This is a genomic window from Streptomyces sp. NPDC006430 (assembly GCF_040612395.1).
Lineage (GTDB): Bacteria > Actinomycetota > Actinomycetes > Streptomycetales > Streptomycetaceae > Streptomyces.
In genome coordinates this window covers 110,276-133,185 of record NZ_JBEXQA010000004.1, presented here as the reverse complement: position 1 = coordinate 133,185, position 22,910 = coordinate 110,276, and the positions used below count along the sequence as shown (strand labels likewise).

At 72.0% G+C, this 22,910-nt stretch carries 19 protein-coding genes and 1 pseudogene; 12 read left to right on the top strand and 8 right to left on the bottom strand.

Annotated elements, in window-relative coordinates:
* Positions 1 to 91: 91 nt before the first annotated feature.
* Entirely contained in the window at positions 92 to 736 is a 645-nt protein-coding gene (locus tag ABZZ20_RS08600; protein ID WP_356868192.1) for a TetR family transcriptional regulator, read from the top strand.
* A 161-nt stretch (positions 737 to 897) separates the two neighbouring features.
* Here ABZZ20_RS08600 and ABZZ20_RS08595 read toward each other — a convergent pair whose 3' ends face one another.
* Positions 898 to 1,776: a LysR substrate-binding domain-containing protein gene (locus ABZZ20_RS08595; protein ID WP_356868190.1), complete on the bottom strand. Its 879-nt coding sequence runs from the start codon at positions 1,774 to 1,776 to the stop codon at positions 898 to 900.
* Positions 1,777 to 1,870: 94 nt separating this feature from the next.
* Between ABZZ20_RS08595 and ABZZ20_RS08590 the strand changes: the two genes are divergently transcribed.
* The 4 genes from ABZZ20_RS08590 to ABZZ20_RS08575 all read left to right on the top strand — a co-directional run bounded on the left by ABZZ20_RS08590 (position 1,871) and on the right by ABZZ20_RS08575 (position 6,115).
* Positions 1,871 to 2,575, top strand: coding sequence for a succinate dehydrogenase cytochrome b subunit (locus tag ABZZ20_RS08590; protein ID WP_356868188.1), 705 nt, complete (start codon positions 1,871 to 1,873; stop codon positions 2,573 to 2,575).
* 2 nt (positions 2,576 to 2,577) lie between these two features.
* Complete coding sequence (locus tag ABZZ20_RS08585) at positions 2,578 to 4,536, top strand: fumarate reductase/succinate dehydrogenase flavoprotein subunit (RefSeq protein ID WP_356868186.1); 1,959 nt, start codon at positions 2,578 to 2,580, stop codon at positions 4,534 to 4,536.
* Positions 4,533 to 5,279, top strand: coding sequence for a succinate dehydrogenase/fumarate reductase iron-sulfur subunit (locus tag ABZZ20_RS08580; RefSeq protein WP_356868184.1), 747 nt, complete (start codon positions 4,533 to 4,535; stop codon positions 5,277 to 5,279). The genes ABZZ20_RS08585 and ABZZ20_RS08580 overlap by 4 nt, the downstream gene beginning before the upstream one ends.
* Positions 5,280 to 5,464: 185 nt before the next feature.
* Positions 5,465 to 6,115, top strand: a complete 651-nt coding sequence (locus ABZZ20_RS08575) for a hypothetical protein (protein WP_356868182.1) — start codon at positions 5,465 to 5,467, stop codon at positions 6,113 to 6,115.
* 4 nt (positions 6,116 to 6,119) lie between these two features.
* Here the strand turns inward: ABZZ20_RS08575 and ABZZ20_RS08570 are convergent, their stop codons facing one another.
* Both ABZZ20_RS08570 and ABZZ20_RS08565 read right to left on the bottom strand, forming a co-directional pair.
* Entirely contained in the window at positions 6,120 to 8,570 is a 2,451-nt protein-coding gene (locus tag ABZZ20_RS08570) for an excinuclease ABC subunit UvrA (RefSeq protein WP_356868180.1), read from the bottom strand.
* Between the two features lie 43 nt (positions 8,571 to 8,613).
* The gene (locus ABZZ20_RS08565) at positions 8,614 to 9,603 is read right to left on the bottom strand and encodes an LLM class flavin-dependent oxidoreductase (protein ID WP_356868178.1); all 990 of its coding nucleotides are present in this window, start codon (positions 9,601 to 9,603) and stop codon (positions 8,614 to 8,616) included.
* Between the two features lie 114 nt (positions 9,604 to 9,717).
* Here ABZZ20_RS08565 and ABZZ20_RS08560 point away from each other — a divergent pair, with 114 nt between their 5' ends.
* Positions 9,718 to 10,212: an HAD family acid phosphatase gene (locus tag ABZZ20_RS08560; protein ID WP_356868176.1), complete on the top strand. Its 495-nt coding sequence runs from the start codon at positions 9,718 to 9,720 to the stop codon at positions 10,210 to 10,212.
* Between the two features lie 201 nt (positions 10,213 to 10,413).
* On the opposite strand, the gene ABZZ20_RS08555 is transcribed toward ABZZ20_RS08560, so the two are convergent.
* The gene (locus ABZZ20_RS08555) at positions 10,414 to 10,629 is read right to left on the bottom strand and encodes a dodecin (RefSeq protein WP_356868174.1); all 216 of its coding nucleotides are present in this window, start codon (positions 10,627 to 10,629) and stop codon (positions 10,414 to 10,416) included.
* Positions 10,630 to 10,799: 170 nt separating this feature from the next.
* Between ABZZ20_RS08555 and ABZZ20_RS08550 the strand changes: the two genes are divergently transcribed.
* The 3 genes and pseudogenes from ABZZ20_RS08550 to ABZZ20_RS08540 all read left to right on the top strand — a co-directional run.
* A complete protein-coding gene (locus tag ABZZ20_RS08550; protein WP_356868595.1) occupies positions 10,800 to 12,056 on the top strand; it encodes an extracellular solute-binding protein in 1,257 nt (418 codons plus the stop codon).
* 136 nt (positions 12,057 to 12,192) lie between these two features.
* Positions 12,193 to 13,032, top strand: a complete 840-nt coding sequence (locus ABZZ20_RS08545; RefSeq protein ID WP_356868172.1) for a GNAT family N-acyltransferase — start codon at positions 12,193 to 12,195, stop codon at positions 13,030 to 13,032.
* Positions 13,029 to 13,607 (top strand): annotated as a pseudogene (locus tag ABZZ20_RS08540) (lysophospholipid acyltransferase family protein); the annotation flags it as partial. The gene ABZZ20_RS08545 and the pseudogene ABZZ20_RS08540, both read left to right, overlap by 4 nt.
* Positions 13,608 to 13,795: 188 nt before the next feature.
* Here the strand turns inward: ABZZ20_RS08540 and egtD are convergent.
* The 4 genes from egtD to ABZZ20_RS08520 are packed head-to-tail and all read right to left on the bottom strand — an operon-like array spanning position 13,796 to position 18,268.
* The gene (gene egtD / locus ABZZ20_RS08535; RefSeq protein ID WP_356868170.1) at positions 13,796 to 14,830 is read right to left on the bottom strand and encodes an L-histidine N(alpha)-methyltransferase; all 1,035 of its coding nucleotides are present in this window, start codon (positions 14,828 to 14,830) and stop codon (positions 13,796 to 13,798) included.
* Positions 14,827 to 15,585, bottom strand: coding sequence for an ergothioneine biosynthesis protein EgtC (gene egtC / locus ABZZ20_RS08530; RefSeq protein WP_356868168.1), 759 nt, complete (start codon positions 15,583 to 15,585; stop codon positions 14,827 to 14,829). Before egtC ends, egtD begins: the two co-directional genes overlap by 4 nt.
* Positions 15,585 to 16,904 carry an ergothioneine biosynthesis protein EgtB gene (gene egtB / locus ABZZ20_RS08525; RefSeq protein ID WP_356868166.1) on the bottom strand — a complete coding sequence of 440 codons (1,320 nt, stop codon included), beginning with the start codon at positions 16,902 to 16,904 and terminating at the stop codon, positions 15,585 to 15,587. The genes egtC and egtB overlap by 1 nt, the downstream gene beginning before the upstream one ends.
* The gene (locus ABZZ20_RS08520; protein WP_356868164.1) at positions 16,901 to 18,268 is read right to left on the bottom strand and encodes a glutamate-cysteine ligase family protein; all 1,368 of its coding nucleotides are present in this window, start codon (positions 18,266 to 18,268) and stop codon (positions 16,901 to 16,903) included. Before ABZZ20_RS08520 ends, egtB begins: the two co-directional genes overlap by 4 nt.
* Positions 18,269 to 18,396: 128 nt before the next feature.
* On the opposite strand from ABZZ20_RS08520, the gene ABZZ20_RS08515 reads away from it, so the two are divergent.
* The 3 genes from ABZZ20_RS08515 to ABZZ20_RS08505 all read left to right on the top strand — a co-directional run bounded on the left by ABZZ20_RS08515 (position 18,397) and on the right by ABZZ20_RS08505 (position 22,862).
* Positions 18,397 to 19,230 (top strand): TIGR02452 family protein, encoded by an 834-nt coding sequence (locus tag ABZZ20_RS08515; protein ID WP_356868162.1) that lies wholly within the window; start codon positions 18,397 to 18,399, stop codon positions 19,228 to 19,230.
* A gap of 452 nt (positions 19,231 to 19,682) precedes the next feature.
* A complete protein-coding gene (locus ABZZ20_RS08510) occupies positions 19,683 to 21,233 on the top strand; it encodes an alpha/beta fold hydrolase (RefSeq protein WP_356868160.1) in 1,551 nt (516 codons plus the stop codon).
* Positions 21,234 to 21,245: 12 nt separating this feature from the next.
* Positions 21,246 to 22,862: an alpha/beta hydrolase gene (locus ABZZ20_RS08505; RefSeq protein ID WP_356868158.1), complete on the top strand. Its 1,617-nt coding sequence runs from the start codon at positions 21,246 to 21,248 to the stop codon at positions 22,860 to 22,862.
* Positions 22,863 to 22,910: the final 48 nt, after the last annotated feature.

The following is a 22,910-nucleotide window of genomic DNA, read 5'->3' as shown; positions in this document are numbered from 1 at the left end:
TCGTCGTTGTCCCAAGGAAAGCAACTCCCGCCAGAAAAAGCAACCCGGTCACAAAATTTACTCGGTTACGTATGCGTGTTATGGTGTACGCATGGAGAACACGACGGGTCTGCGTGAGAACAAGAAGCTCCGTACGCGTCGCCAGTTGGCGGCCACGGCGCTGGAACTCTTCCTGGAGCGGGGCTTCGACGCGGTGTCCGTGGCGGATGTCGCCGCAGCGGCCGAGGTCTCCAAGCCCACCCTCTTCCGGTACTTCCCGAGCAAGGAGGACCTGGTGCTCGACCGGTTCGCCGACCATCAGGACGAGGCGGCGCGCATCGTGCGCGAACGGCCGGCCGGTCAGACAGCGGTGGCGGCGGTGCACACACACTTCCTGGCGGCCCTCGCCGAGCGGGACCCGATCACCGGGCTCTGCGATCACCCCGATGTGCTCGCCTTCCAGCGGCTGCTCTACAGCACTGCCAGTCTGGAGACCCGGCTCGTGCGTTACACCGACCGCGAGGTGGAGTTGCTCGCCGCCGTGCTCGAGGCGGAGTCGGTTCGGCCGCTCACCGCACGGCTCGCGGCGATCCACCTGGTGGTGGTCCGGCACGAACTGGGCCGGGAGAACTGGCGGCGCGTCGACTCGGGCCAGAGCGTCGACGAGGCCCATCCGGCCGCCGTGGCGGACGCCGACCGGGCCTTCGCCATGTTGGCCGACGGTCTCGACAAGGCCCTGCCCATACGTCAGGCCTGACGGCCACTGCGTACCGCGGCCGTCAGGCCCGGCAGGCGCGACAGACGCCTCCGGCGCCGAAGCGCCGGCGTGCCGCGGCGGGGAGGCGGGAGCGATCCTCTCGCCTCGGGCGGCGCGGGCCTCGCCTCCATGGTCGCGGTCCGGCGCGGGTGCGAGCCGGGTCAGCCCAACAGGATGCGTTTGAGTTCGCGAGCCGCGCGTGGGGGAGCGACGTCCGTGCGGTGTGCCAGGGCGATCGTGCGGCGCAGCGGCGAGCCCGCCAGGGCGGTGGTGCGCAGCCCCGGGCCGCCGTGGTCGACGACCATCGCCGGGACCACTGCTACGCCCAGCCCTGCGCGGACGAAACCCAGGACGGCGTCCATCTCCCCGCCCTCCACGGTGAACGCCGGTTCGAAGCCCTCGGCCCGACAGGCGGCCACCGTCAGGTCCCTCAGGTCGTAGCCGTGCCGGAACATCACCATCGGCTCGTTGCGCAGCGCGGACACCGTGAGCGGGCTCCCGCCCGCCGGAGGCGGCAGTTCTGCGGAGGAAACCACGACCAGGTCCTCCGTCAGCAGTTCCACCGTGGTCAGCGCCGGAGCCGAGGGAGGGAGGGGCAGCGCGATCAGGGCCAGGTCCAGGGCCCCACGCGCGAGTTCCCGTACGAGATCCAGCGAGCCGCTCTCCTCGATCAGCAGCTCGATCCCGGGATGTGCGGCGTGGAAGGCGTGCAGCACATCCGGCAGCAGGCCCGTGCACACGCTCGGCGTGGCCCCCAACCGGACCCGCCCTCGACGCAGTTGCGCCAGCTCCGCGACCTCCAGGCGCGCCGTGTCCGCGTCCGCAAGGATCCGCCGGGCCAGCGGCAGGAGCGCCTCGCCCGCGTCGGTGAGCGCGATGTTCCCCCGCGCCCGGCTGAACAGCTCCGCCCCCAGTTCCCGCTCCAGCGCCTTGATCTGCTGCGACAGCGACGGCTGGGCCACGTGCACCCGCTCCGCGGCGCGGGTGAAGTGCCGGGTCTCGGCGACCGACACGAAGTACAGGAGCTGCTGGAACTGCATCCTTCCAGGATAGCCCGTACATAGCTGGATCCTATTGGGATCAGCGTCATCATGTCTTGGACCTCTCGGGACTTTGGTCCTTACCGTCTGGGACATGGTTCTGGCAACGCGGACGGGTCGACGGCCGTCCACCACGCGCACGCTCTGGGATTCCACCGTCGGCAAGAAGGCCGTCATGGCGGTGTCCGGGCTGATCATGCTCGGCTACCTGGTCGTCCACATGATGGGTAACCTCAAGATCTTCTTCGGGGCGGCGGAGTTCAACGGCTACGCGCACTGGCTCCGTCACATGGGCGAGCCCTTCCTGCACAGCCACTGGGGCCTGTGGGCGGCCCGCGTCGCCCTGCTCGCAGCCGTCCTCGCGCACGGCGTGTCCGCGTTCCAGCTCAGCCGCCGCGACATCAAGGCACGCCCGGTCAAGTACGCCCACAAGCGCCGCCGCGCCAGCTACGCCACGCGCACCATGCGCTGGGGCGGCGTCATCCTCGCCCTGTTCATCGTCTGGCACCTGCTCGACCTCACCACGCTCACCGTCAACGAGCGCGCATGGGACGGCCACCCCTACGAGAACGTCCTCGCCACCTTCTCCACCTGGTACGGCAACACCGTCTACATCGTCGCGATGGCCGCCCTCGGGCTGCACGTCCGGCACGGCTTCTGGAGTGCCGCCCAGACCCTCGGCGCGGGCAACGCCCGGCGCGACCGGGGCCTGAAGGCCCTCGCCAACGCCCTGGCCCTCGTCCTCTTCGCGGGCTTCGTTTCCGTCCCCGTCGCCGTCATGACCGGAGTGGTGAGCTGACCATGAGCGAGTACGCCAACTACACCACCGGCGAGCCCGTCGCCGACACCAAGGCCCCGGACGGTCCGATCGCCGAACGCTGGGACCGCCGCCGCTTCGAGGCCAAGCTCGTCAACCCGGCCAACCGCCGCAAGCACACCGTCATCGTCGTCGGCACCGGCCTCGCCGGCGGGGCGGCCGGCGCCACCCTCGCCGAACAGGGCTACCGGGTCGTCCAGTTCTGCTTCTCCGACTCCCCGCGCCGTGCCCACTCCATCGCCGCGCAGGGCGGCATCAACGCAGCCAAGAACTACCGCAACGACGGCGACTCGGTGCACCGCCTCTTCTACGACACCGTCAAGGGCGGAGACTTCCGCGCCCGGGAGTCCAACGTCCACCGCCTCGCCCAGATCTCCGTCGAGATCATCGACCAGTGCGTGGCCCAAGGCGTCCCCTTCGCCCGCGAGTACGGCGGCCTCCTCGACACCCGCTCCTTCGGCGGCGTCCAGGTCTCCCGCACCTTCTACGCCCGCGGGCAGACGGGCCAGCAGCTCCTCCTCGGCGCCTACCAGGCGCTGTCGCGGCAGATCGCCGCCGGCAACGTGGAGATGCACGCCCGCACCGAGATGCTCGACCTGATCACGATCGACGGCGTGGCCCGCGGCATCGTCGCCCGCGACCTGATCACCGGAGAGATCTCCACGTACTACGCCGACGCGGTCGTCTTGGCGAGCGGCGGCTACGGCAACGTCTTCTACCTCTCCACCAACGCCATGAACTCCAACGCGACCGCCGTCTGGCGGGCGCACCGGCGCGGCGCGTACTTCGCCAATCCGTGCTTCACCCAGATCCACCCCACCTGCATCCCGCGCACCGGCGACCACCAGTCCAAGCTCACCCTGATGAGCGAGTCCCTGCGCAACGACGGCCGCATCTGGGTCCCCAAGGCCCAGGGCGACACCCGCCCGGCCGCCGAGATCCCCGAAGCGGAGCGCGACTACTACCTGGAGCGGATCTACCCCTCCTTCGGCAACCTGGTGCCCCGCGACATCGCCTCCCGCGCCGCCAAGAACGTCTGCGACGAGGGCCGCGGTGTCGGCCCCGGCGGCCAGGGCGTGTACCTCGACTTCGCCGACGCCATCCGCCGCATGGGCAGGGACAAGGTCGCCGAGAAGTACGGCAACCTCTTCGAGATGTACGAGCGGATCACCGCGGAGGACCCGTACGAGGTCCCGATGCGGATCTATCCCGCCGTGCACTACACGATGGGCGGCCTGTGGGTCGACTACGACCTGCAGACCACCGTCCCCGGCCTCTTCGCGATCGGCGAGGCCAACTTCTCGGACCACGGGGCGAACCGTCTCGGCGCCTCCGCCCTGATGCAGGGCCTCGGCGACGGCTACTTCGTCCTGCCCTCCACCATCAACGACTACCTGGCCCGCCGCCCCGGCGGGGCCGGCGCGGCCCCCGTCGACGACAGCCACCCCGAGGCCGCGGCCGCACTCCGCGAGACCCGCGACTGCCTCGCCAAACTGCTCGCCGTCGACGGAGACCGCACCCCCGACTCCTTCCACCGGGAGATCGGCGAGCTCATGTGGGAGTACTGCGGGATGTCCCGCACCGAGGAGGGCCTGCGCAAGGCGCTCGACCGGATCCCGCAGATCCGGGAGGAGTTCTGGCGCCGCATCAAGGTTCCGGGCCGTGGTGAGGAGTTCAACCAGTCCCTCGAAAAGGCCAACCGGATCGTCGACTACCTCGAACTCGCCGAGCTGATGTGCCTCGACGCCCTCCACCGGACCGAGTCCTGCGGAGGCCACTTCCGCGAGGAGTCCCAGACGGCGGACGGCGAGGCCGCCCGCCGCGACGAGGAATTCGGCTACGCCGCCGCCTGGCAGTACCAGGGAACCGGCGCGGCACCCGTCCTGCACAAGGAAGAACTCGTCTTCGAGTACGTCCATCCCACCCAGCGGAGCTACGCATGAGGCTCAACCTGCGCGTCTGGCGCCAGCAGAACCCCGACACCCCCGGCGCCATGGTCACGTACGAGGTCGACGGCATCTCCCGCGACATGTCCTTCCTGGAGATGCTCGACACCCTCAACGAGGACCTCATCCTGCGCGGCGAGGACCCGGTCGCCTTCGACCACGACTGCCGCGAGGGAATCTGCGGAGCGTGCAGCCTCGTGATCAACGGCGACGCCCACGGCCCCGAGCGCACCACCACCTGCCAACTGCACATGCGGTCCTTCACCGACGGCGACACCATCGACGTCGAGCCCTGGCGGGCCTCCGCCTTCCCCGTGGTCAAGGACCTCGTGGTGGACCGGAGCGCCTTCGACCGCATCATCCAGGCCGGCGGCTACATCACCGCTCCGACCGGTGCGGCCCCCGAGGCGCACGCCACCGCCGTGCCCAAGGCCGATGCCGACTCGGCCTTCGAGCACGCCGAGTGCATCGGCTGCGGGGCCTGCGTGGCGGCCTGCCCCAACGGCTCCGCCATGCTGTTCACCTCCGCCAAGGTCAACCATCTGGGCGCGCTGCCGCAGGGCTCGCCCGAACGGGAGACCCGGGTGCTGGACATGGTGGCCCGGATGGACGACGAGGGATTCGGCGGCTGCACCCTGACCGGAGAATGCGCCACTGCCTGCCCCAAGGGCATCCCGCTGCCCTCGATCGCCGCCATGAACCGCGAGTGGCTGCGCGCGGTCCGCAAGCAGGGGGCGTGAGGGCACGCGGCGCCCGGTGCGGAGAGACCTCCCGGTGCCTTCCCCGTACTCGCCTCGCCTCGGCCGGTCGCTGATCCGATCGGCTGATCCGATCCGCTGATCCGATCGGCCGACCGGGCGCTCGTGGCCGCGGTACGCCGCGCCGCGCCCCGGCAGCGACCGGCGGGTGGGGGACAGTGGGCCCCATGCCAGAAGCCCCCGTCGGGTCCGGACCGCGACGCCGCACCGTGCTGGCAGCCGCCCTCGCCCCGCTCGCGCCGGTCGGCTGTTCCGCCCGGGACGGCGACCGCACGCCGGCGCACGGCCCGAAGGCCGCGCCGAAGGACGCCCTGATCATGGTGATCCGGCACGCGGAGAAGCCGTACGCCGGAGATACCGGCGAGGACGCGGAGGGCAACGAGGACCCCGGATTCCTCGCCGGGCGCGGCCGGCGCCGCGCCGAGGAGCTGTACCGGCTCTTCCCGCCGGCCGCAAACCCCTCGCTGCCGCGCCCCGCGGTGGTCTTCGCGACCGGCGGTCCGGCGGGAGCCCCCGCCCGTTGTCGCCAGACGGTCGAGGGCCTGGCCACCGCTCTGCGCACCCCCTTGCGCAGCGAGTTCGCCGTCGGCGCCGAACCGGCCCTGGCCCGTGCGGCGCTGGCCGCTCCCATGCCCGTGCTCATCTGCTGGGAGCACACTGGCATCCCCCGCCTGATCCGGTCCCTCGGCGCCCACCGGGTGATCGGCGTCCCCGCCGCCTGGCCCGACCGGTACGACCTGGTGTGGGTGTTCACCCGCCGGGAGGGCCACTGGAGCTTCCGAGAGGCGCCCCAGCACCTCCTCCCGGGTGACGCCTGAGCGGCTACGTCTGCCGCGCCTCCCGTCCCGCCTCCCGTCCCGGCTCCTGCCCCAGCACCCGCGCGAGATAGCCGGCGGTACGACCCACCCCGGCGGCGGCGACCTCCGCCGGCGCGCCCGTCGCGACGATCCGACCGCCGTCCGCCCCGCCACCCGGACCCAGGTCGATCACCCAGTCCGCGCCGGCCACCACCTCCATGTCGTGCTCGACGACCACCACCGAATGCCCTGCGTCCACCAGCCCGTGCAACTGCCCCAGCAGCACCCGCACATCGGCCGGATGGAGCCCGGTCGTCGGCTCGTCCAACACGTACAGGGTGTGGTCGCGCCGCTGCCGCTGGAGTTCCGTCGCCAGCTTGATCCGCTGTGCCTCACCGCCCGACAGCTCCGTGGCCGGCTGCCCCAGCCGCAGGTACCCCAACCCGATGTCCTCCAAGGCCCGCAGACTGCGCGCCGCCGCCGGGACCTCCGCGAAGAAGGCGGTTGCGGACTCCACCGTCAGGGCCAGCACCTCGGCGATGTTCAGCCCCTCGTACCGCACGTCCAGGGTCTCGGTGTTGTACCGGGCGCCGCCGCACTCCGGGCACGGCGCGTACGTACGGGGCAGGAACAGCAGCTCCACCGAGACGAAGCCCTCGCCCTGGCAGGTCTCGCACCGGCCGCCCGGCACGTTGAAGGAGAACCGACCCGCCTTCCAGCCGCGCGCCCGCGCCTGCGGCGCCGCCGTGAACAGCTTGCGCACCACGTCGAACAGCCCCGTGTACGTGGCCAGGTTGGACCGCGGGGTCCGGCCGATCGGCTTCTGGTCCACCTCCACCAGCCGCCGCACCGGGAACTGCGGCTGCGCGAGCCGCTCGCCCACCTCCCGGGCGAGCACCTGGCCCACCAGCGTGGACTTGCCCGAACCCGACACCCCCGTCACCGCCGTGAACACCCCGAGCGGGAACTCCACCTCCACGCCCCGCAGGTTGTGCCGGTGCACACCGTCGAGCCGGACCCGACCGGTCGCCTCCCGCACCGCCCGCACCCGCCCGGGCCCGCGCGCGGCGAACAGGTGCCGCGCCGTCGCCGACTCCGCCACGCCGGCCAGCTCCTGAGGCGGCCCGCTGTACAGCACCCGCCCGCCGTGCTCCCCGGCGAGCGGACCCACGTCCACCAGCCAGTCCGCGTGCCGCACCACATCCAGGTGGTGTTCCACCACGAACACCGTGTTCCCCGCCGCCTTGAGCCGGTCCAGTACGCCGAGCAGCGCCTCGGTGTCGGCCGGGTGCAGGCCCGCCGACGGCTCGTCCAGCACGTACACCACCCCGAACAGCCCGGACCGCAGCTGCGTCGCCAGCCGCAACCGCTGGAGCTCGCCCGCCGACAGGGTCGGCGCGGTGCGGTCCAGGCTCAGGTAGCCCAGCCCGAGCTCCACGACGGGACCGATCCGGGACCGCAGGTCCTCGGCGAGCACCCGGGCCGCCTCGTTCCCCAGGGGGGCGGTCGCCGGGCCGTCGGCGAGCACGCTGTCCAGAGCGGTCAGCGGCAGCGCCGCCAGCTCCGCGATGGTGCGGCCCGCGAAGGTGACGGCCAGTGCCTCGGGCCGCAGCCGCCGCCCCTCGCACACCGGGCACGGGGAGTCGGTGAGGAACCGCTCGGCGCGGGCCCGCAGCGTGGCGCTCTTGCTGTCCGAGAAGGTCCGCATCACATAGTGCTGTGCACTCATGTACGTGCCCTGGTAGGGCCGTTGGATGCGGTCTGCGTCCCGCACCGGATGTACCGTGACCACCGGCTGTTCCTCAGTGAACAGGATCCACTCGCGGTCCTTCGCCGCCAGCGAGCGCCAGGGCGCGTCCACGTCGTAGCCCAGCACCTCCAGGATGTCGCGGAGGTTCTTGCCCTGCCAGGCGCCCGGCCAAGCGGCGACGGCACCCTGGCGGATCGACAGCTCGGGTTCGGGGACGAGGAGTTCTTCGCTGGTGCGGTGGATGCTGCCGAGTCCGTGACAGGACGGGCAGGCTCCGGCAGCGGTGTTGGGGGAGAAGGCGTCGGAGTCGAGCCGTCCGGCGCCCGGCGGGTAGGTGCCAGCGCGCGAGAACAGCATGCGCAGGGAGTTGGACAGCAAGGTCACCGTCCCCACGGAGGACCGCGAGCCGGGGGAGGAGCGCCGCTGCTCCAACGAGACGGCGGGCGGCAGTCCGGTGATCGAGTCCACCTTCGGGGCACCGATCTGGTGGATCAGGCGGCGGGCGTACGGGGCCACCGACTCGAAGTACCGGCGCTGGGCCTCAGCGTAGAGCGTGCCGAAGGCGAGCGAACTCTTCCCCGAACCGGAGACCCCGGTGAACACGGTCAGGGCGTCGCGCGGGATGTCCACGTCGACGCCGCGCAGGTTGTGCTCGCGGGCCCCCCTCACGCGTACGAAGGGATCGACGGCCGGAGCCTGGGCCGCAGGCTCGGTGGACTGGTGCATCCGCCCCATTTTACGGGCCGCGCCTTTTACGGGCCGCGCCGGATCACAGCCCGGCCACGCGGGCCAGCCGTTCGAAGGAGTCCAGCAGCGCCGTGCGGTCGTACGTGGAGGTGGTGACCAGCAGCTCGTCCGCGCCCGTCAGCTCGGCGACCCCGGCGAGCTCCTGCGCGACCTGCTCCTCGGTCCCGTGGACGTGCCCCACGAGCGCGCCCTCGTACAGGTCCCGCTCCTTCGGGGTCATGGCCAGCGCCTCGATCTCCTCCGCCGGGCGCAGGGGCGGGAAGCTGCCCCGGGTGCGGGAGAACGCGACGGACCACGCCTCCGGCACCAGGATGCGTCGGGCGGCCTGCGGGGTCTGCGCCACGGCCACCGTCCCGGAGACCACCACGTACGGCTCCGAGCCGCCGGGGGAGGGGCGGAACTCCTTGCGGTAGCGCTCGACGATCCCCGCGACCCGGTCCCGGGCCCGCAGGTCGCCCACCACCAGTGGCAGCCCGGCACGGGCCGCGATCCCGGCTCCCTCGCCGGTGGCCAGTACGTACGCCGGGATCCGCAGCCCCTCCGCCGGGCGGGCGTGTACCTCGGGGTGCGCCTGCTGGGTGCCGTCGAGCCAGCCCAGCAGCTCCGTCAACTGTTCCTCGAACCGGTCGGCGTCCTCGGTGTCCCGGCCCAGCGCCCGCCGGATCCCGCCGGTGAAGCCAACGGAGCGGCCGAGCCCCATGTCGATCCTGCCGGGGAAGAGGGACTCCAGGACGCCGAACTGCTCGGCGACGACGAGGGGTTGGTGGTTTGGCAGCATCACCCCGCCCGTCCCGACCCGGATGCGCCGGGTCGCGCCGGCGACGGCCGCGGCCAGTACGGCGGGTGCGGAGCCAGCGACTCCGGGGACGCTGTGGTGCTCGGACACCCAGAAACGGTGATAGCCCAGCCGTTCCGCCGTGCGGGCGAGTTCCACGGTGTCGCGCAGGGCCTGCCCGGGCGGGTGTCCCTCGCGGGTGCGGGACCGGTCGAGGATGGAGAGTTTCCGGATCACACCAGGACGTAACGCGCTCGCGCTGCCGGAATTCCCCGGCAGTGCCCAATGCGCCAACGCCCCGGATGCCAACGCCCCGGATGCCGACGGGTCGGGATGCCTAGGCTAGGCCGTATGAGTGACAGCAACGACCGCCGGCCGCTGGCCGTCTTCGACATCGACAACACCCTGGCCGACACCGATCACCGCCAGCACTTCCTTGAGCGTCGCCCGCGGGACTGGGACGGTTTCTTCGGTGCGGCCCCGGCGGACCCGCCGCTCGCGCGCGGCGTGGCGCTGGCGGTGGCGCGTGCAGCGGACTGCGAGGTCGTGTACCTGACCGGCCGCCCGGAGCGGTGCCGTGCGGACACGGTGGAGTGGCTGACCCGGCACGGGCTGCCCGAGGGACGCCTGTGGATGCGCGGGAACCAGGACCGCCGGCCGGCCCGGACCACCAAGCTGGAGGTGCTGAAGAGGATCGCCCGGGGGCGGGAGGTGCGGATGCTCGTGGACGACGACGAGCTGGTCTGCGCGGCCGCGCGCGCCGAGGGCTTCGCGGTGGTCCTGGCGGACTGGGCCGCGGACGCGCCGGAGCTGCAGGCCGCGCAGGAGAGTGAGGGGCGTACCTGACCCGGCGTCGGCGGACCCGTTCGGGCCCGGAGGGGGACCGAACGGGTCCTGAGGACCGAACGGCTCCGCCGACGGGCCTGAACGGCCCCGGCCCGAACGGGACCCACGGCCCGGGCGGGCCCGTCGGGTCTGCCCGGTGTGCCGAGCCCGCCCGGTCTGCCGAGCCTGCCGAGCCCGCCGGGTTTGCCGAGCCCGCTGGGCTCAGTCCTCGCCCTCCAGGCGGAACCCGACCTTGAGCCCCACCTGGTAGTGCGCCACAGCGCCGTTCTCGATGTGCCCGCGCACCTGTGTGACCTCGAACCAGTCCAGGTTGCGCAGTGTTTGGCCGGCCCGGGTGATTCCGTTGCGGATGGCCTGATCGATGCCCTCGGGGGAGGTGCCGACGATCTCGGTCACCCGGTAGGTGTGATTGGACATGGGGGTCTCCCGACGGTGGGGGCTTGTGCCTCGTTCTACGGTGCCCCAGTAAGTCCCTCTCCGCGAACTTTGTGTGAACAGTCCCGAGCGAAAGGCCCTTGACCCGCCCATTGGTCTATGCCAATTTCAAGCCATCCGGGATCGAACCCCAGAAGGTGACCTTCGTGAAGATGCGCTTCCTTGCCGTGTGCACCGCCCTCGCGGCCGCTACCGCCCTCACGGCATGCAGCCAGCTGGCCGGATCGGCCGGAGGGGCGCAGCGGGTGACCCTCTGGCTGATGAAGGGCAGCGCCTCGCAGGACTTCATCGCGAAGTTCACCGCCTCCTTCGAGAAGGAGCACCCCGGCGTCGACCTGGACGTCAAGATCCAGGAGTGGACCGGCATCGGCGACAAGGTCAACGCCGTGCTCGCAGGCAAGAGCAGCGAGAGCGCCGACGTCATCGAGGTCGGCAACACCCAGGTCGCCCAGTACGTCGAGACCGGCGGCCTCTCCGAACTCACCCTCGAAGGCCTGCGCGAATGGGGCAGCAGGGACTGGCTCAAGGGCCTGTCCGATCCGGGAAGCATCAACGGGGCCCAGTACGGCATCCCCTGGTACGCCGCCAACCGCGTGGTGATCTACAACAAGGACCTCTTCGCGAACGCCGGGATCAAGACCCCGCCCAAGAACCGCCAGGAGTGGATCCAGGCCACCCAGAAGCTCGACAAGGGCGAGCAGCAGGGCATCTACCTGGCGGGGCAGAACTGGTACGTCCTCTCCGGGTTCATCTGGGACGAGGGCGGCGACCTCGCCGTCGAGTCCGGCGGACAGTGGGTCGGCACCCTCGACGACGAGAAGGCGGTCGCCGGCATGGAGTTCTACAAGCAACTGCAAGGACTCGGTGACGGCCCCAAGGACGCCGACGAGGAGACGCCCCCGCAGTCCGAGGTCTTCGCCCGCGGCCAGGTCGCCCAGATCATCGCCCCGCCCGGCCAGGCCGCCGCGATCGAGGCCGCCAATCCCGCGCTCAAGGGCAAGCTCGGCTTCTTCCCGATCCCAGGCAAGACCTCCGACAAGCCCGGCGCCGTCTTCACCGGCGGCTCCGACCTGATCATCCCCGAGCGGACGAAGCAGCGGGCCCGTGCCGTCGACCTGATCACCGCCCTCGTGAGCGAGAAGTGGCAGACCGAACTCGCCCGCACCATGAGCTACGTACCGAACAAGACCACCCTCGCGCACGTGGTCGAGGGCAACGAGGGCGCCGCGAACATGGCGCCCGGAGCCGCGCAGGGCCGGGCCACCCCGAAGTCCGCCCGCTGGGCCGAGGTCGAGTCCAAGAATCCGATCAAGCCGTACATGACGGCCGTACTCACCGGACAGGACCCCGAGCAGGCTGCCAAGACCGCGTCGGAAACGATCAGCAAGGTCCTCAGCTCCGACCGCTGAGCCCGCCGAGTTCAGCGTCCGCACATGTGCGGGCCGCTGAGCGGTCATGTCGAATCCAGCCGGTCACGGAAGAAGTAAAGGAGCCAGGTCACCACACGTGCCGGCCCTGGCGCCCGTGCCCGGATCAGGAGTCGCCATGACCATCGCCCCCCTGTCCCCGTCCACCGTTCCCCCCGCTGCCGCCCCTCCCGCTCGTCCCGCCCGTCCCGCTGCCGTCCCCACCGGCGCCGCCGCCGCTCCTCCTGCCGCGCCCCACTACGCCGTACGCCTCGCCCGCAGCGAGGACGAGGTACGTGCCGCCCAGCGGCTGCGCCACGAGGTCTTCGCCGGTGAGTTCGGAGCCCGCCTCGACGGGCCCGAACCGGGCCTCGACTCCGACGCCTTCGACGCCTACTGCGACCACCTCCTCGTGGTCGAGGAGGAGACCGAGCAGGTCGTCGGCACCTACCGGTTGCTTCCGCCGGAGCGCGCCGCCGTCGCGGGCCGCCTCTACTCCGAGGGCGAGTTCGACCTCTCCGCCCTCGCCCCGATCCGCCCCGACCTCGTCGAGGTCGGTCGCTCCTGCGTCCATCCCGACCACCGGGGCGGCGCCGTCATCGCCCTCATCTGGGCCGGACTCGCCCGCTACATGGACCGCACCGGGCACAACTGGCTCGCCGGCTGCTGCTCGATACCGCTCGCCGACGGCGGGGTCCTGGCCGCCGCCGCCCGGGAGAACGTCCTGACCCGCAACCTGGCCCCCGAGGCGTACCGGGTCGCCCCCCACCTTCCCTGGAACCCCGAGGGCATCACCTTCCCGGCGCGCATGGAGCTGCCCCCGCTGCTGCGCGGCTACCTGCGCCTGGGCGCCTGGGTCTGCGGCGAGCCGGCCCTCGACGCCGAGTTCGGCTGCGCCGACCTGTACGTCCTGCTCTCCCTGCGGCGCACCAACCCGCGCTACCTGAAGCACTTCCGCTCGCTCGTCCCCACCTCATGAACGGCTGGCTGCCCACTTCGCCCTGCACCCCCGCGGCCTGCGCCGGCCACGACGGTGACAGCGCGAGCGCGGCCCGCGCGGTGCTCCGGCTCGCCGCCGCCGTCGTCCTGGTCGTGTTCGCGGTCCTGGGGGCCCCGCCGGTGCGGCTGCTCCCCGCCCGGCCCCGCGAAGCGCTGGTGCGGGCCTGGGCGACCGCCCTGGTCCGCTCCTTCGGCGTACGGATCGCCGTGCACGGAAGTCCCGGCCCGGACGGCGGTCGCCTGATCGTGGCCAACCACATCTCCTGGCTGGACGTCGTACTCGTCGCCGCCGTCCTGCCCTGCCGGATGCTGGCCAAGAGCGACATCCGTGGCTGGCCGGTGCTCGGACCGCTCTCCCGGCAGTCGGGAACCCTGTTCATCGAACGGGACCGGATCCGGGCCCTCCCCGCCACCGTCGGGGCCATCACGCGCGCCCTCCTGGCCGGCGACCGGGTCACCGTCTTCCCCGAAGGCAGCACCTGGTGCGGGCGCGCCCGGGGGACCTTCCGCAGGGCCGCCTTCCAGTCCGCCCTGGACGCGCGGGCGCCCGTACAGCCGGTACGGATCGCGTACCGGCTGCCGGACGGGAGCCCCGCCGGTGCGCCGGCCTTCGTCGGGGACGATCCGCTGACCGCCTCGCTGTGGCGGATCGCCCGGTCCCGCGGCGTACGGGCCGAGATCCGGCTGCTGCCGCGGATCCCGCCGGGCCGGTACGCGGACCGGCGGGACCTCGCGGCCGCGGCTCAGGCGGCCGTCGCCGTCGAATCCGTCCCGGTCTCCTCGCTCCTCGCCGGTGTGCCGGCCCAGCCGACCTCACCGTCGGCCACCGACAGGGACAACGCGAAGCGGCCATCGGCGTCCGTCCACCACTGGGTCAACCCCAGTCCGGCATCGGCCAGTTCCCTGCGCACGCCCTCCTGACGGAACTTCGCGGAGACCTCCGTCAGGATCTCCTCACCTGCCTTGAACGACACCACCAGATCGAGCGCCCGGACCTTCACCATCAGCTCCGACCGGGCCCGCAACCGCATCTCGATCCACTCCTGTTCCCGGTTCCACACTGCGACGTGGGCGAAGTCATCGGTGTGGAAGTCGGCGTCCAGCTCCCGGTTGATGACGGTCAGCACGTTCTTGTTGAACTCGGCCGTTACCCCCTGGGCATCGTCGTACGCGGCCACCAGAACGGCCTCGTCCTTCACCAGGTCCGTCCCCATCAGCAGCGCGTCTCCGGGCGAGAGCATCGCCCGTACGGAGGCCAGGAACAGCGCGCGCTCCGGCGGCAGCAGATTGCCGATCGTGCCGCCGAGGAACACCACCAACCGCGGCCCGGGGGATTCCGGCAGGTGCAGGGCCTTGGTGAAGTCGGCCACGAGCGCGTGCACCCGCAGCCCGGGGTGCTCCGCCAGCAGGACCCCGGCCGCGCCCTCCAGGGCGCTCTGGCTGACGTCCACCGGAACGTACGTGTCCAGTGCGGGCATCGCCTCGATCAGGTGGCGGGTCTTTTCCGAGGAGCCGGAGCCCAGTTCCACCAGGGTGCGCGCCCCACTCGCCGCGGCGATCTCCTGGGCGCGCGCCAGCAGGATCTCCCGCTCGGCGCGCGTCGGGTAGTACTCCGGCAGTCGGGTGATCTCCTCGAAGAGCTCGCTGCCCCGGGCGTCGTAGAACCATTTGGGCGGCAGCACCTTGGGCGACGCCGTCAGTCCGTGCTGCACGTCCGCGCGCAACGCCGTCTCGGCGGCGTGCTCGTCGAGGGTTCGGGTCAACTGGAAGTCACTCACTGGGGGGTCTCCTTGAGCGGGGTCAGGTCGACCCGGGTGCCATGGGCGGTCAACAGGGTCCGGTCGGCTACTTCGCACCAGCGGGGGTCTTCGTCGTACGGCTCGGACGCCACCACCGTGCGCTGCGCGTCCGGGTCGATCAGGTACCAGAGGGAATCGCCCCAGGCCGTCGCGGCGATGCCGGAGCCGTCGGTCAGCAGCAGGTTCAGCCGGGAGCCGGGCGAGGCCGCGGCAAGCTCCTGCACCGGCTCGGCGAGCGCCGTACCGAGGTCGTCCCCCTGCTGGAGCCGGTGCAGCACCAGTGCCCAGATCAGCGCCGAATCCGTGCAGGCGGTCAGGGAGAGCAACTCCTCGGTCGGCAGGGCGGCCGCGAGCGGCGCCGCCGCGGCCGGCCAGTCCCGTACCGCGCCGTTGTGGCTGAACAGCCACGGCCCGGACGCGAACGGGGACGCCGCGGCCTCCCCGTCCGCACCGGCCATCGTGGCGTCCCGTACGGCCGCCAGCGCGGCGCGCGTACGGACCACTCGGGCCAGGTCGGCGAAGGTCAGGTCGCCCCAGATCGGCCCCGCCCGCCGGTAGCGGGCGGGCACCGGATCGCCCTCCGCGTACCAGCCGACGCCGAAGCCGTCGGCGTTCACCGTGCCGGAGCGTTGCCGGCGAGGCTCCCAGGACTGCCGGACGAGCGAGTGCTCCGGCTCGCTCAGCAGCCTGCCCAGGGGAACTTCCGGGCCGACGAAAGCAAGGTGACGGCACATCAGGCGTCCCTCGCGGTCCGGAAACCGGAGAAGATCTGTCGGCGCACCGGCAGGTCCCAGTTGCGGAAGGTTCCCCGACAGGCCACCGGATCCACGGCGAAGGAGCCGCCGCGCAGCACCTTGTGCTCCGGGCCGAAGAACACCTCCGAGTACTCGCGGTACGGGAAGGCCCGGAACCCCGGATACGGCAGGAAGTCGGAGGAGGTCCACTCCCACACGTCGCCGATCAGCTGGCGCACCCCGAGCGGGGACGCCCCGGCCGGATAGCTGCCCGCCGCGGCCGGGCGCAGGTGCCGCTGCCCGAGGTTGGCGTGCGCGGGGGTCGGGTCCTCGTCGCCCCACGGGTAGCGGGTGGAGCGGCCGGTGAGCGGATCGTGCCGGGCGGCCTTCTCCCACTCCGCCTCGGTGGGCAGCCGGCGTCCCGCCCAGCGGGCGTACGCGTCCGCCTCGTACCAGCTGACGTGCAGCACGGGCTCGTCTTCGGGCACCGGCTCGGTCACTCCGAAGCGGCGGCGCAGCCACTGCCCCGCGTCCCGGTGCCAGAACAGCGGGGCCTCGATCCCGTGCCGGCGTATCTGATCCCAGCCCTCGGCCGCCCACCAGCGGTCCTCGCGGTAGCCGCCGTCCGCGATGAACGCCTGGTAGGCGGCATTGGTCACCGGCACCGTGTCGATCCAGAACGGCTCGGTGTCCCGGGCGTGCGCGGGGCGTTCGTTGTCCAGGGACCACGGTTCGGTGGAGGTGCCCATGGTGAACGGGCCTCCGGGGACCAGGACTTCGGCCGTGGCCGGTGGCGGCCCCTGTGGCGGGTCCGGATCCGGGGCTCTGAGCACCGGTCCGCCTCGGCGCAGCTGATGGGTAATCAGCATGGTTTCGTCGTGCTGCTGTTCGTGCTGGACGACCATCCCGAAGGCGAATCCGTCGTCCAGCAGGGCGGAGCCCTCCAGCGGGGTGCGTTCCAGCAGGTCGAAGACCCGGCCGCGGACCTCGGCCGTATACCGTCGGGCCTCCGCCGGTCCCAGCAGGGGCAGTTGTGGGCGTTCCGAGCGCGGGTGTTGGAAGGCGTCGTAGAGCGGATCGATCTCGGGGCGCAGGGAGTCTTGTCCGGCCACGTTGCGCAGCAGCCAGAGTTCCTCCTGGTTGCCGATGTGCGCCAGGTCCCACACCAGGGGTGACATCAGTGGGGAGTGTTGGGCGGTCAGGTCCCGGTCGGTCACCGCGTCGGTGAGCGAGGCCGTACGCGCACGGGCGGCGGTCAGGGCCGCGAAGGTCCGCTCTCGCAGGTCCGAGGGCGACCGGTCAGAGGAGGATGTGGTCACGAGCGTGCCCCCGTTCCGGTCAGGTGCCGTTGTGCGTCGTCGGCGGGACAGCGGCCGCGCAGTACGAAGCGTTCGGTGAAGGCGCCGACGGTGTCCTGGACGTGCCGGCTCGCGCCGAGCCGCGGCAGCGCCTCGGTCGCGGCCCGGAAGCAGGCGGCAGCGGCCGAGCGGAGCTCTGGATCGGCCAGGCCGTGCCGGGCCGCGGACTGCCACAGGGGATTGCCCGGCGCGGGCCGGGTCCCGTGCGTATCGGCGAGCGCCTTCGCCACGCGGTACGCCGTGTCAGCGGCCTCCGGGTCGTCGAACAGCGCGTGCACGACGCCCACCGGGACCAGCCAGCCGTCGTCGCCCGGCTGGGCGTCGATCATCCTGAACTCCAGGTGGCCGCGCGGGCGCACCGGAGGGAACAGCGTGGTCAAGTGGTACTCCAGGTCCTCGACGGTGGGTGGGCGCAGGGTGGGCGAGCCGTCCGGCCCCCCGCCGTCCGGACCCCGCGCGTCCGGACCCCCGGCGTCCGCCCCGCCGCCGCCCGCCCGCAACCAGTCGCGGAAGGTCAGCCCGCGCGGGACCGTCCACGGGCCACCGTCGGACGACTGCACGCACATCACCTCGGTGTCGAGCGCCTGCCGGGTCCACCCGGCTCGCGGTTCGGCGTCCAGGGGCGGGGCGAGCGTGCGCCGGCTGTCGAGATCGCTCCAGATCCCCTGGCGGGCGCACCGCCATCCGGCGTACGGGCCCTCGCGCGCGGGCGAGTTGGCGAAGGCCGCCACGAACACGGCGCCCAGCAGATGTGCCATGCGCCAGCGCCGGCCGTATCCCAGGGGGCCGGGTTCCTCGTACCCGGCGTCCACGCAGACCTGCACGGAGGCGGACGAGCGCATCATGGCGCGCCCGGCCGGGCCGGTGCGGTCGAAGTAGGACTCCATCGCGTCGTAGCGCGGGCTGGTCAGCAACCGGCGGAGCGGACCGCGCGGATCCCGGCCGGCCCCGTGGAGGACCAGGCCCTGGGAGCGCAGGGCGGCCCGAACGGCGGTGAGGTCGGCCTGTAGGCCGTCCACGCAGCCGGAGAGGGAGGTGGCGGGGGCGGAGCTGAGCTCCAGTTGACCGCCGGGCTCGATGCTGAGCCGGGAGTGCAAGGACAGGGCGCGGGCCGCGTCGTGCGCGGCCGTCAGTCGCTCGGGCGGCAACACCTCGCCGGGCTGCTCGGCGTCCAGGACGAGCCATTCGAGCTCGGCACCGAGGACGCGCGGCGGGCCGGTTTTGAAACAGATGCCGTGGACCAGGTCCTCCGCGGCGGTCTCGCTGAGCACGGGTGGGGGGCCCGGGGTAGGAGCGGTTGGTGGGCTCGACGAGTCCTGAGACATGGCTGGGTCTCCTTTCCTGGACTGTGACTTGACCATGCCTACCCGTCCTTGTCGGCCTGAAAGGTGGGAGAGCGAGACTCGCGAAAAATCTCTGGCCACAGCTGTCCCGCTCTGCCGATGATGGCGAGGTGAGCAGCAGATTGCGCGAGATCGCGCGGGAGAACGCGACGATCGTGGCGGCCGGGGGCTACCGGACGCGGTCGGGGCGGCAGATCTCCCTCGCCGCCGCCCTGGCGGAGGCCAGGGCCGGAACCAGAATATATGGGCCAAAGTCGGTCATTCCAGATGAAAACCTTCCGCAAGGAGGTCGTGAGACGGCCGTCGAGGTCACGGGGGAGAGCAGTACGGTCGCAGCACGTAGGCTCGCGACCGAAGGTTCGGAGCCGGTCCCGGTGGCCGTGCTGAACTTCGCCTCGGCCCGGAATCCCGGGGGCGGCTACGTCCGTGGGGCCAAGGCGCAGGAGGAGGCGCTGTGCCGGGCCTCGGCCCTGTACGAGACCCTGCTGGAGGCTCCGGAGTACTACGAGGTCCACCGCGCGGGGCGCAGCACCTTCTACACCGACCGGGTGATTCACTCCCCCGGGGTCCCCGTCTTCCGCGACGACCGGGGCGAGCTGCTGGACGCCCCCTTCCGGGTGGGCTTCCTCACCTCCCCTGCGCCGAACGCCGGCACCATCCGCAGGCAGGAACCGGAACGGGCGGCAGAGATCCCCGCCGCTCTGGCACGCCGCGCGGAGCGCGTCCTGGAGACGGCGGCGCTGCACCGGTACCCGCGACTGGTGCTGGGGGCATGGGGGTGCGGGGTCTTCCAGAACGACCCCGCAGAGGTCGCCGAGGCCTTCCGGGGGCTGCTGGCCGGCCGTTTCGCGGGAGTCTTCGAACGGGTGGTGTTCGGGGTGCTGGACCGCGATCCGGGACCCCGGGAAGCGTTCGAACGGGCCTTCGCCGGATTCGGGGCCTAGCGAATCGCCCGCGGCCTGCCGCCGCGGCTTCCGGCCGCTTGCGGTTCGCGGGCCGGCGGCAGGGCGCGCAATCCGTGCCCGCCCAGGCCTCGGTGATGCGCCCGGCCCCGGACCGCAGGGCCTGGCGGGCGCAGTCGGCGCCTCGGCGAGGTCGGCGTGACGGCGTCCTCGTTCTCGAACGCGTTGAACTGGCGCGTGTACCCCGCCTGGCCGTAGCCGCTGCGGTGTCGGGTAGGTAGCGGCCCCAGGCCATCGTCGCACCACAGCCCCGCGGTGGGCATGCGGTGGGCGATCTTCCGGAGCATGCTGGTGCTGGGATCGACCCCGGTTCGGCAGCCGGCCGTATGCGCGCCTTTGCGCCACCTGCTCCCGTCGAAGAGGTGCGTTCCAACCAACCCGCTGTGGCGTCGCCCGGCCGGGCGCCGCGGATGTCGGCAGAGGAACGAGATCACATGGCAATGCACAGCATCAACGCGGCGACTGTCGCGGCCACTCTGGTCTGCCTGGCGGCCTTCGGCGCGACACCGAGCAGCGCCGCGCCGTCACACAACCCGCTCGCCGGGCCCGGCCCGACCGCTCCTGCGCGGTTCGTGCCCGGTCCCTGCCCGAAGCCGCCCGAGCCGATCGAAGCGCTGAGCGGCGCGCGGTGCGGTTTCCTGGAAGTCCCCGAGAACCGCGCCCGCCCCGGCAGCCGGACCATCAAGTTGCCCGTGGCGGTCATTGCGGCCACGGCGGCGAAGCCCGCCACCGAACCCGTGGTGTTCATGGCGGGCGGCCCGGGAGCCGACACGTTCGACGACATTCCCTTCCTGGTCGACTCCGGCCTGAACCGGGACCGAGATCTGATCATCATGGCCCAGCGCGGAAACCTCTACGCCCAGCCGAACCTCGCCTGCCCGGAGATCGACCGGTTCAACGCGAAGGCCGTGGGCCTGCGCTACGACGGACCGGCGTCGCAGCGGCCCATGCTGGAGGCGGTGAAGCAGTGCCGCGACCGCCTGGCCGCCGCCGGAATCGACCTCGGCGCCTACAACACCACAGAGAATGCCGCTGACTTCGCCGACCTGCGCACAGCACTGGGCATCAAGCAGTGGAACGTCTACGGGTACTCCTACGGCACTAACCTGGCCCTCACCTACCTGCGCGAGCACCCCCAGGGCATTCGCGCGGTGGCACTCGACTCGCTCGCACCACCGAAGAACACCATCCTGCCGGTGACCTGGGGCAGCGCCCGGCAGGGGATCGACGGCATCCTCGACGCCTGCGCGGCAGAGCCCCGATGCAAGAGCCGCTACCCGGACCTCCCCCGCACGCTGACGGAGCAGGTGCGCAGGCTGGAGGCGCAGCCGCTGGTGCTGAACGCCCGGCCGCCGGGCGGGGGAGCCCCGGTCAAGGTCGACCTCGACGGGGGCGCGCTGGTGAACCTGCTGGTCGCCAACGCCGTCCCGGCCGCCGACGTTCCGGCCGCCCTCGACGAGCTCAGCCGCGGACGTCCCGAGCGCTTCGCGCGGGCCCGCGCAGCCGATTCGGTCCAGTCCGCCGGCGTGGTCGCCCACGGCCTGATCGAGTCGGTGGCGTGCAGCGAGTGGGTGCCGGGTTCCTCGGCGTCCGACCTGCTGAACGCGGGGCGCAAGGCCTTCCCCCGATGGCCCGACACGGTCCTGGCCCAGGCACCCCAACTCCCCTTCCAGTACGAGGCCTGCCGCGTCTGGAACGTCCTGGACCGCACCGCCGCCCAGCGGGTGCCCACCACGAGCACCGTGCCGGCGCTCATCATCTCCGGCACGTTCGACGCGAAGACCGGGGCGAGCCTGGCGCGGGACGCGGCCCGTACGCTGTCCCGCTCGACCTCCGTACAGATCCCCGGGATCGGACACTGGGTGGTCCCCCAGTCGCCCTGCGCGCAGCGCGTGCTGGCCTCGTTCCTCGCCCGTCCGACCGCGCCCGACACCGGTTGCGCGGCCGGTCTGACACCGAAACCGTTCACGATCATCCCGAAGTGACTGGGAGGGCACATGGCTCTCGACCGCGCACCCCGTCGCCGCCGCCCCGTGCGACGGCTCCACGCCAGATCCGCCGCGGTGGCCACCGGGGTCCTCCTCACCGGCCTGCTCGCGACGCCCGCCCACGCGCAGCCCGGCACGGGCACGGGGCCGTCCCCCGGCACCGGAGCACCCATCGGGACGGTCGCCCGCACAGTGGGCGATGCGAGCTTCGAGCCCGGCCCCTGCCCGAAGACGCCGGAACCGATCGCCGAGCTCAAAGGAGCCCGCTGCGGAACGCTCACCGTGCCCGAGAACCGCACCGAGCCGGACAGCCGAAAGATCACCCTCGGTGTCGCGATCGTGCCGGCGGCGGCCGACAAACCGAAACCCGACCCGATCGTGTGGCTCGCCGGCGGACCCGGCGACGACGCGGTCGGAGAGGCGAAGATGGCGATCGACGGCGGCCTGAACCGCGACCGCGACGTGATCTTCATGTCCCAGCGGGGGACGTACTCGGCCGACCCGGTGCTCACCTGCCCCAACATCGACGAGTTCAATGCACGCGCGGTCGGCCTCGTCTACGACGCGCCGTCCACCGAGCGCCTGCACGTCGAGGCGACGCGGACCTGCCGCGAGAAACTGGCGGCGGCCGGGGCCGACCTCAGCGCCTACAACGACATCGAGAGCGCCGCCGACTACGCGGACCTGCGCACCGCGCTGGGCATCAAACAGTGGAACGTGTACGGCATCTCCTACGGCACCCACCTGGCGCTCGTCTACATGCGCCTGCACCCGCAAGGACTCCGGTCGGTCGGCATCGACGGCATACTGCCACCGTCCAAGGGAGGGTCGGCCATGACCTGGAGCAGCGCCAGGCAGGGCTTCGACGGGCTGTTCAAGGCCTGCGCGGACCAGCCCGCGTGCAACCGCCGCTATCCGAACCTCCCGGCCACCTTCGACCGGCTCGTCCGCGACCTCGAAGCCAAACCGGTCACGACCACCGTCACGCTCCCCGGCAACCCGAAGCCGGTGAAAGTCGTACTGGACGGCGGAGCCCTGGTGAACTGGATGACCTCCGCCACCCACGTGGCGCCCCAGGTACCCCGCGCCCTCGACGAGCTGGCCCACGGCAAGCCCCAGCGGATCGCCCGGCAGTGGGCGGGCGGCAAGCTCAGCCCCCAGGCCCACGGCAGGGTCGCGCACGGACTCGCCTACGGCATCTTCTGCAGCGAATGGATCCCCTACGAAAGCCAGGCCGAAGCACTCAAGGGCGGACGGGACGCCTTCCCGTCGTTCCCGCACTCGGTGCTGGCCCAGGCCCCGCAGCTGACCTTCCTGCGACCGGACTGCAAAGTCTGGAACGTCCCCGCGGCGCCGCCCTCGATCCGTGACGTCACGCGGAGCGACATCCCCACCCTCGCCCTGTCGGGCGGGTTCGACTCCCAGACAGGGGCGGCCAACGGGCCGTACGTCGCCCGCACGCTGAGTCGCGCCACCGTCGTCACGGTCCCCTACGAGCCCCATGTCGTGTTCGCCACGTCCAAGTGCGCGCAAGCGATCGCCGTCTCGTTCTTCGACACTCCGACCGCGCCGAAGACCGGCTGCCTCAGCAGCCTTGCGCCACCCAAGTTCGAGACCGGGCCCTGAACGCCGTGAACCCGGTACCGGAGGCCACCCCGAGGGGCCGGCGCTCCG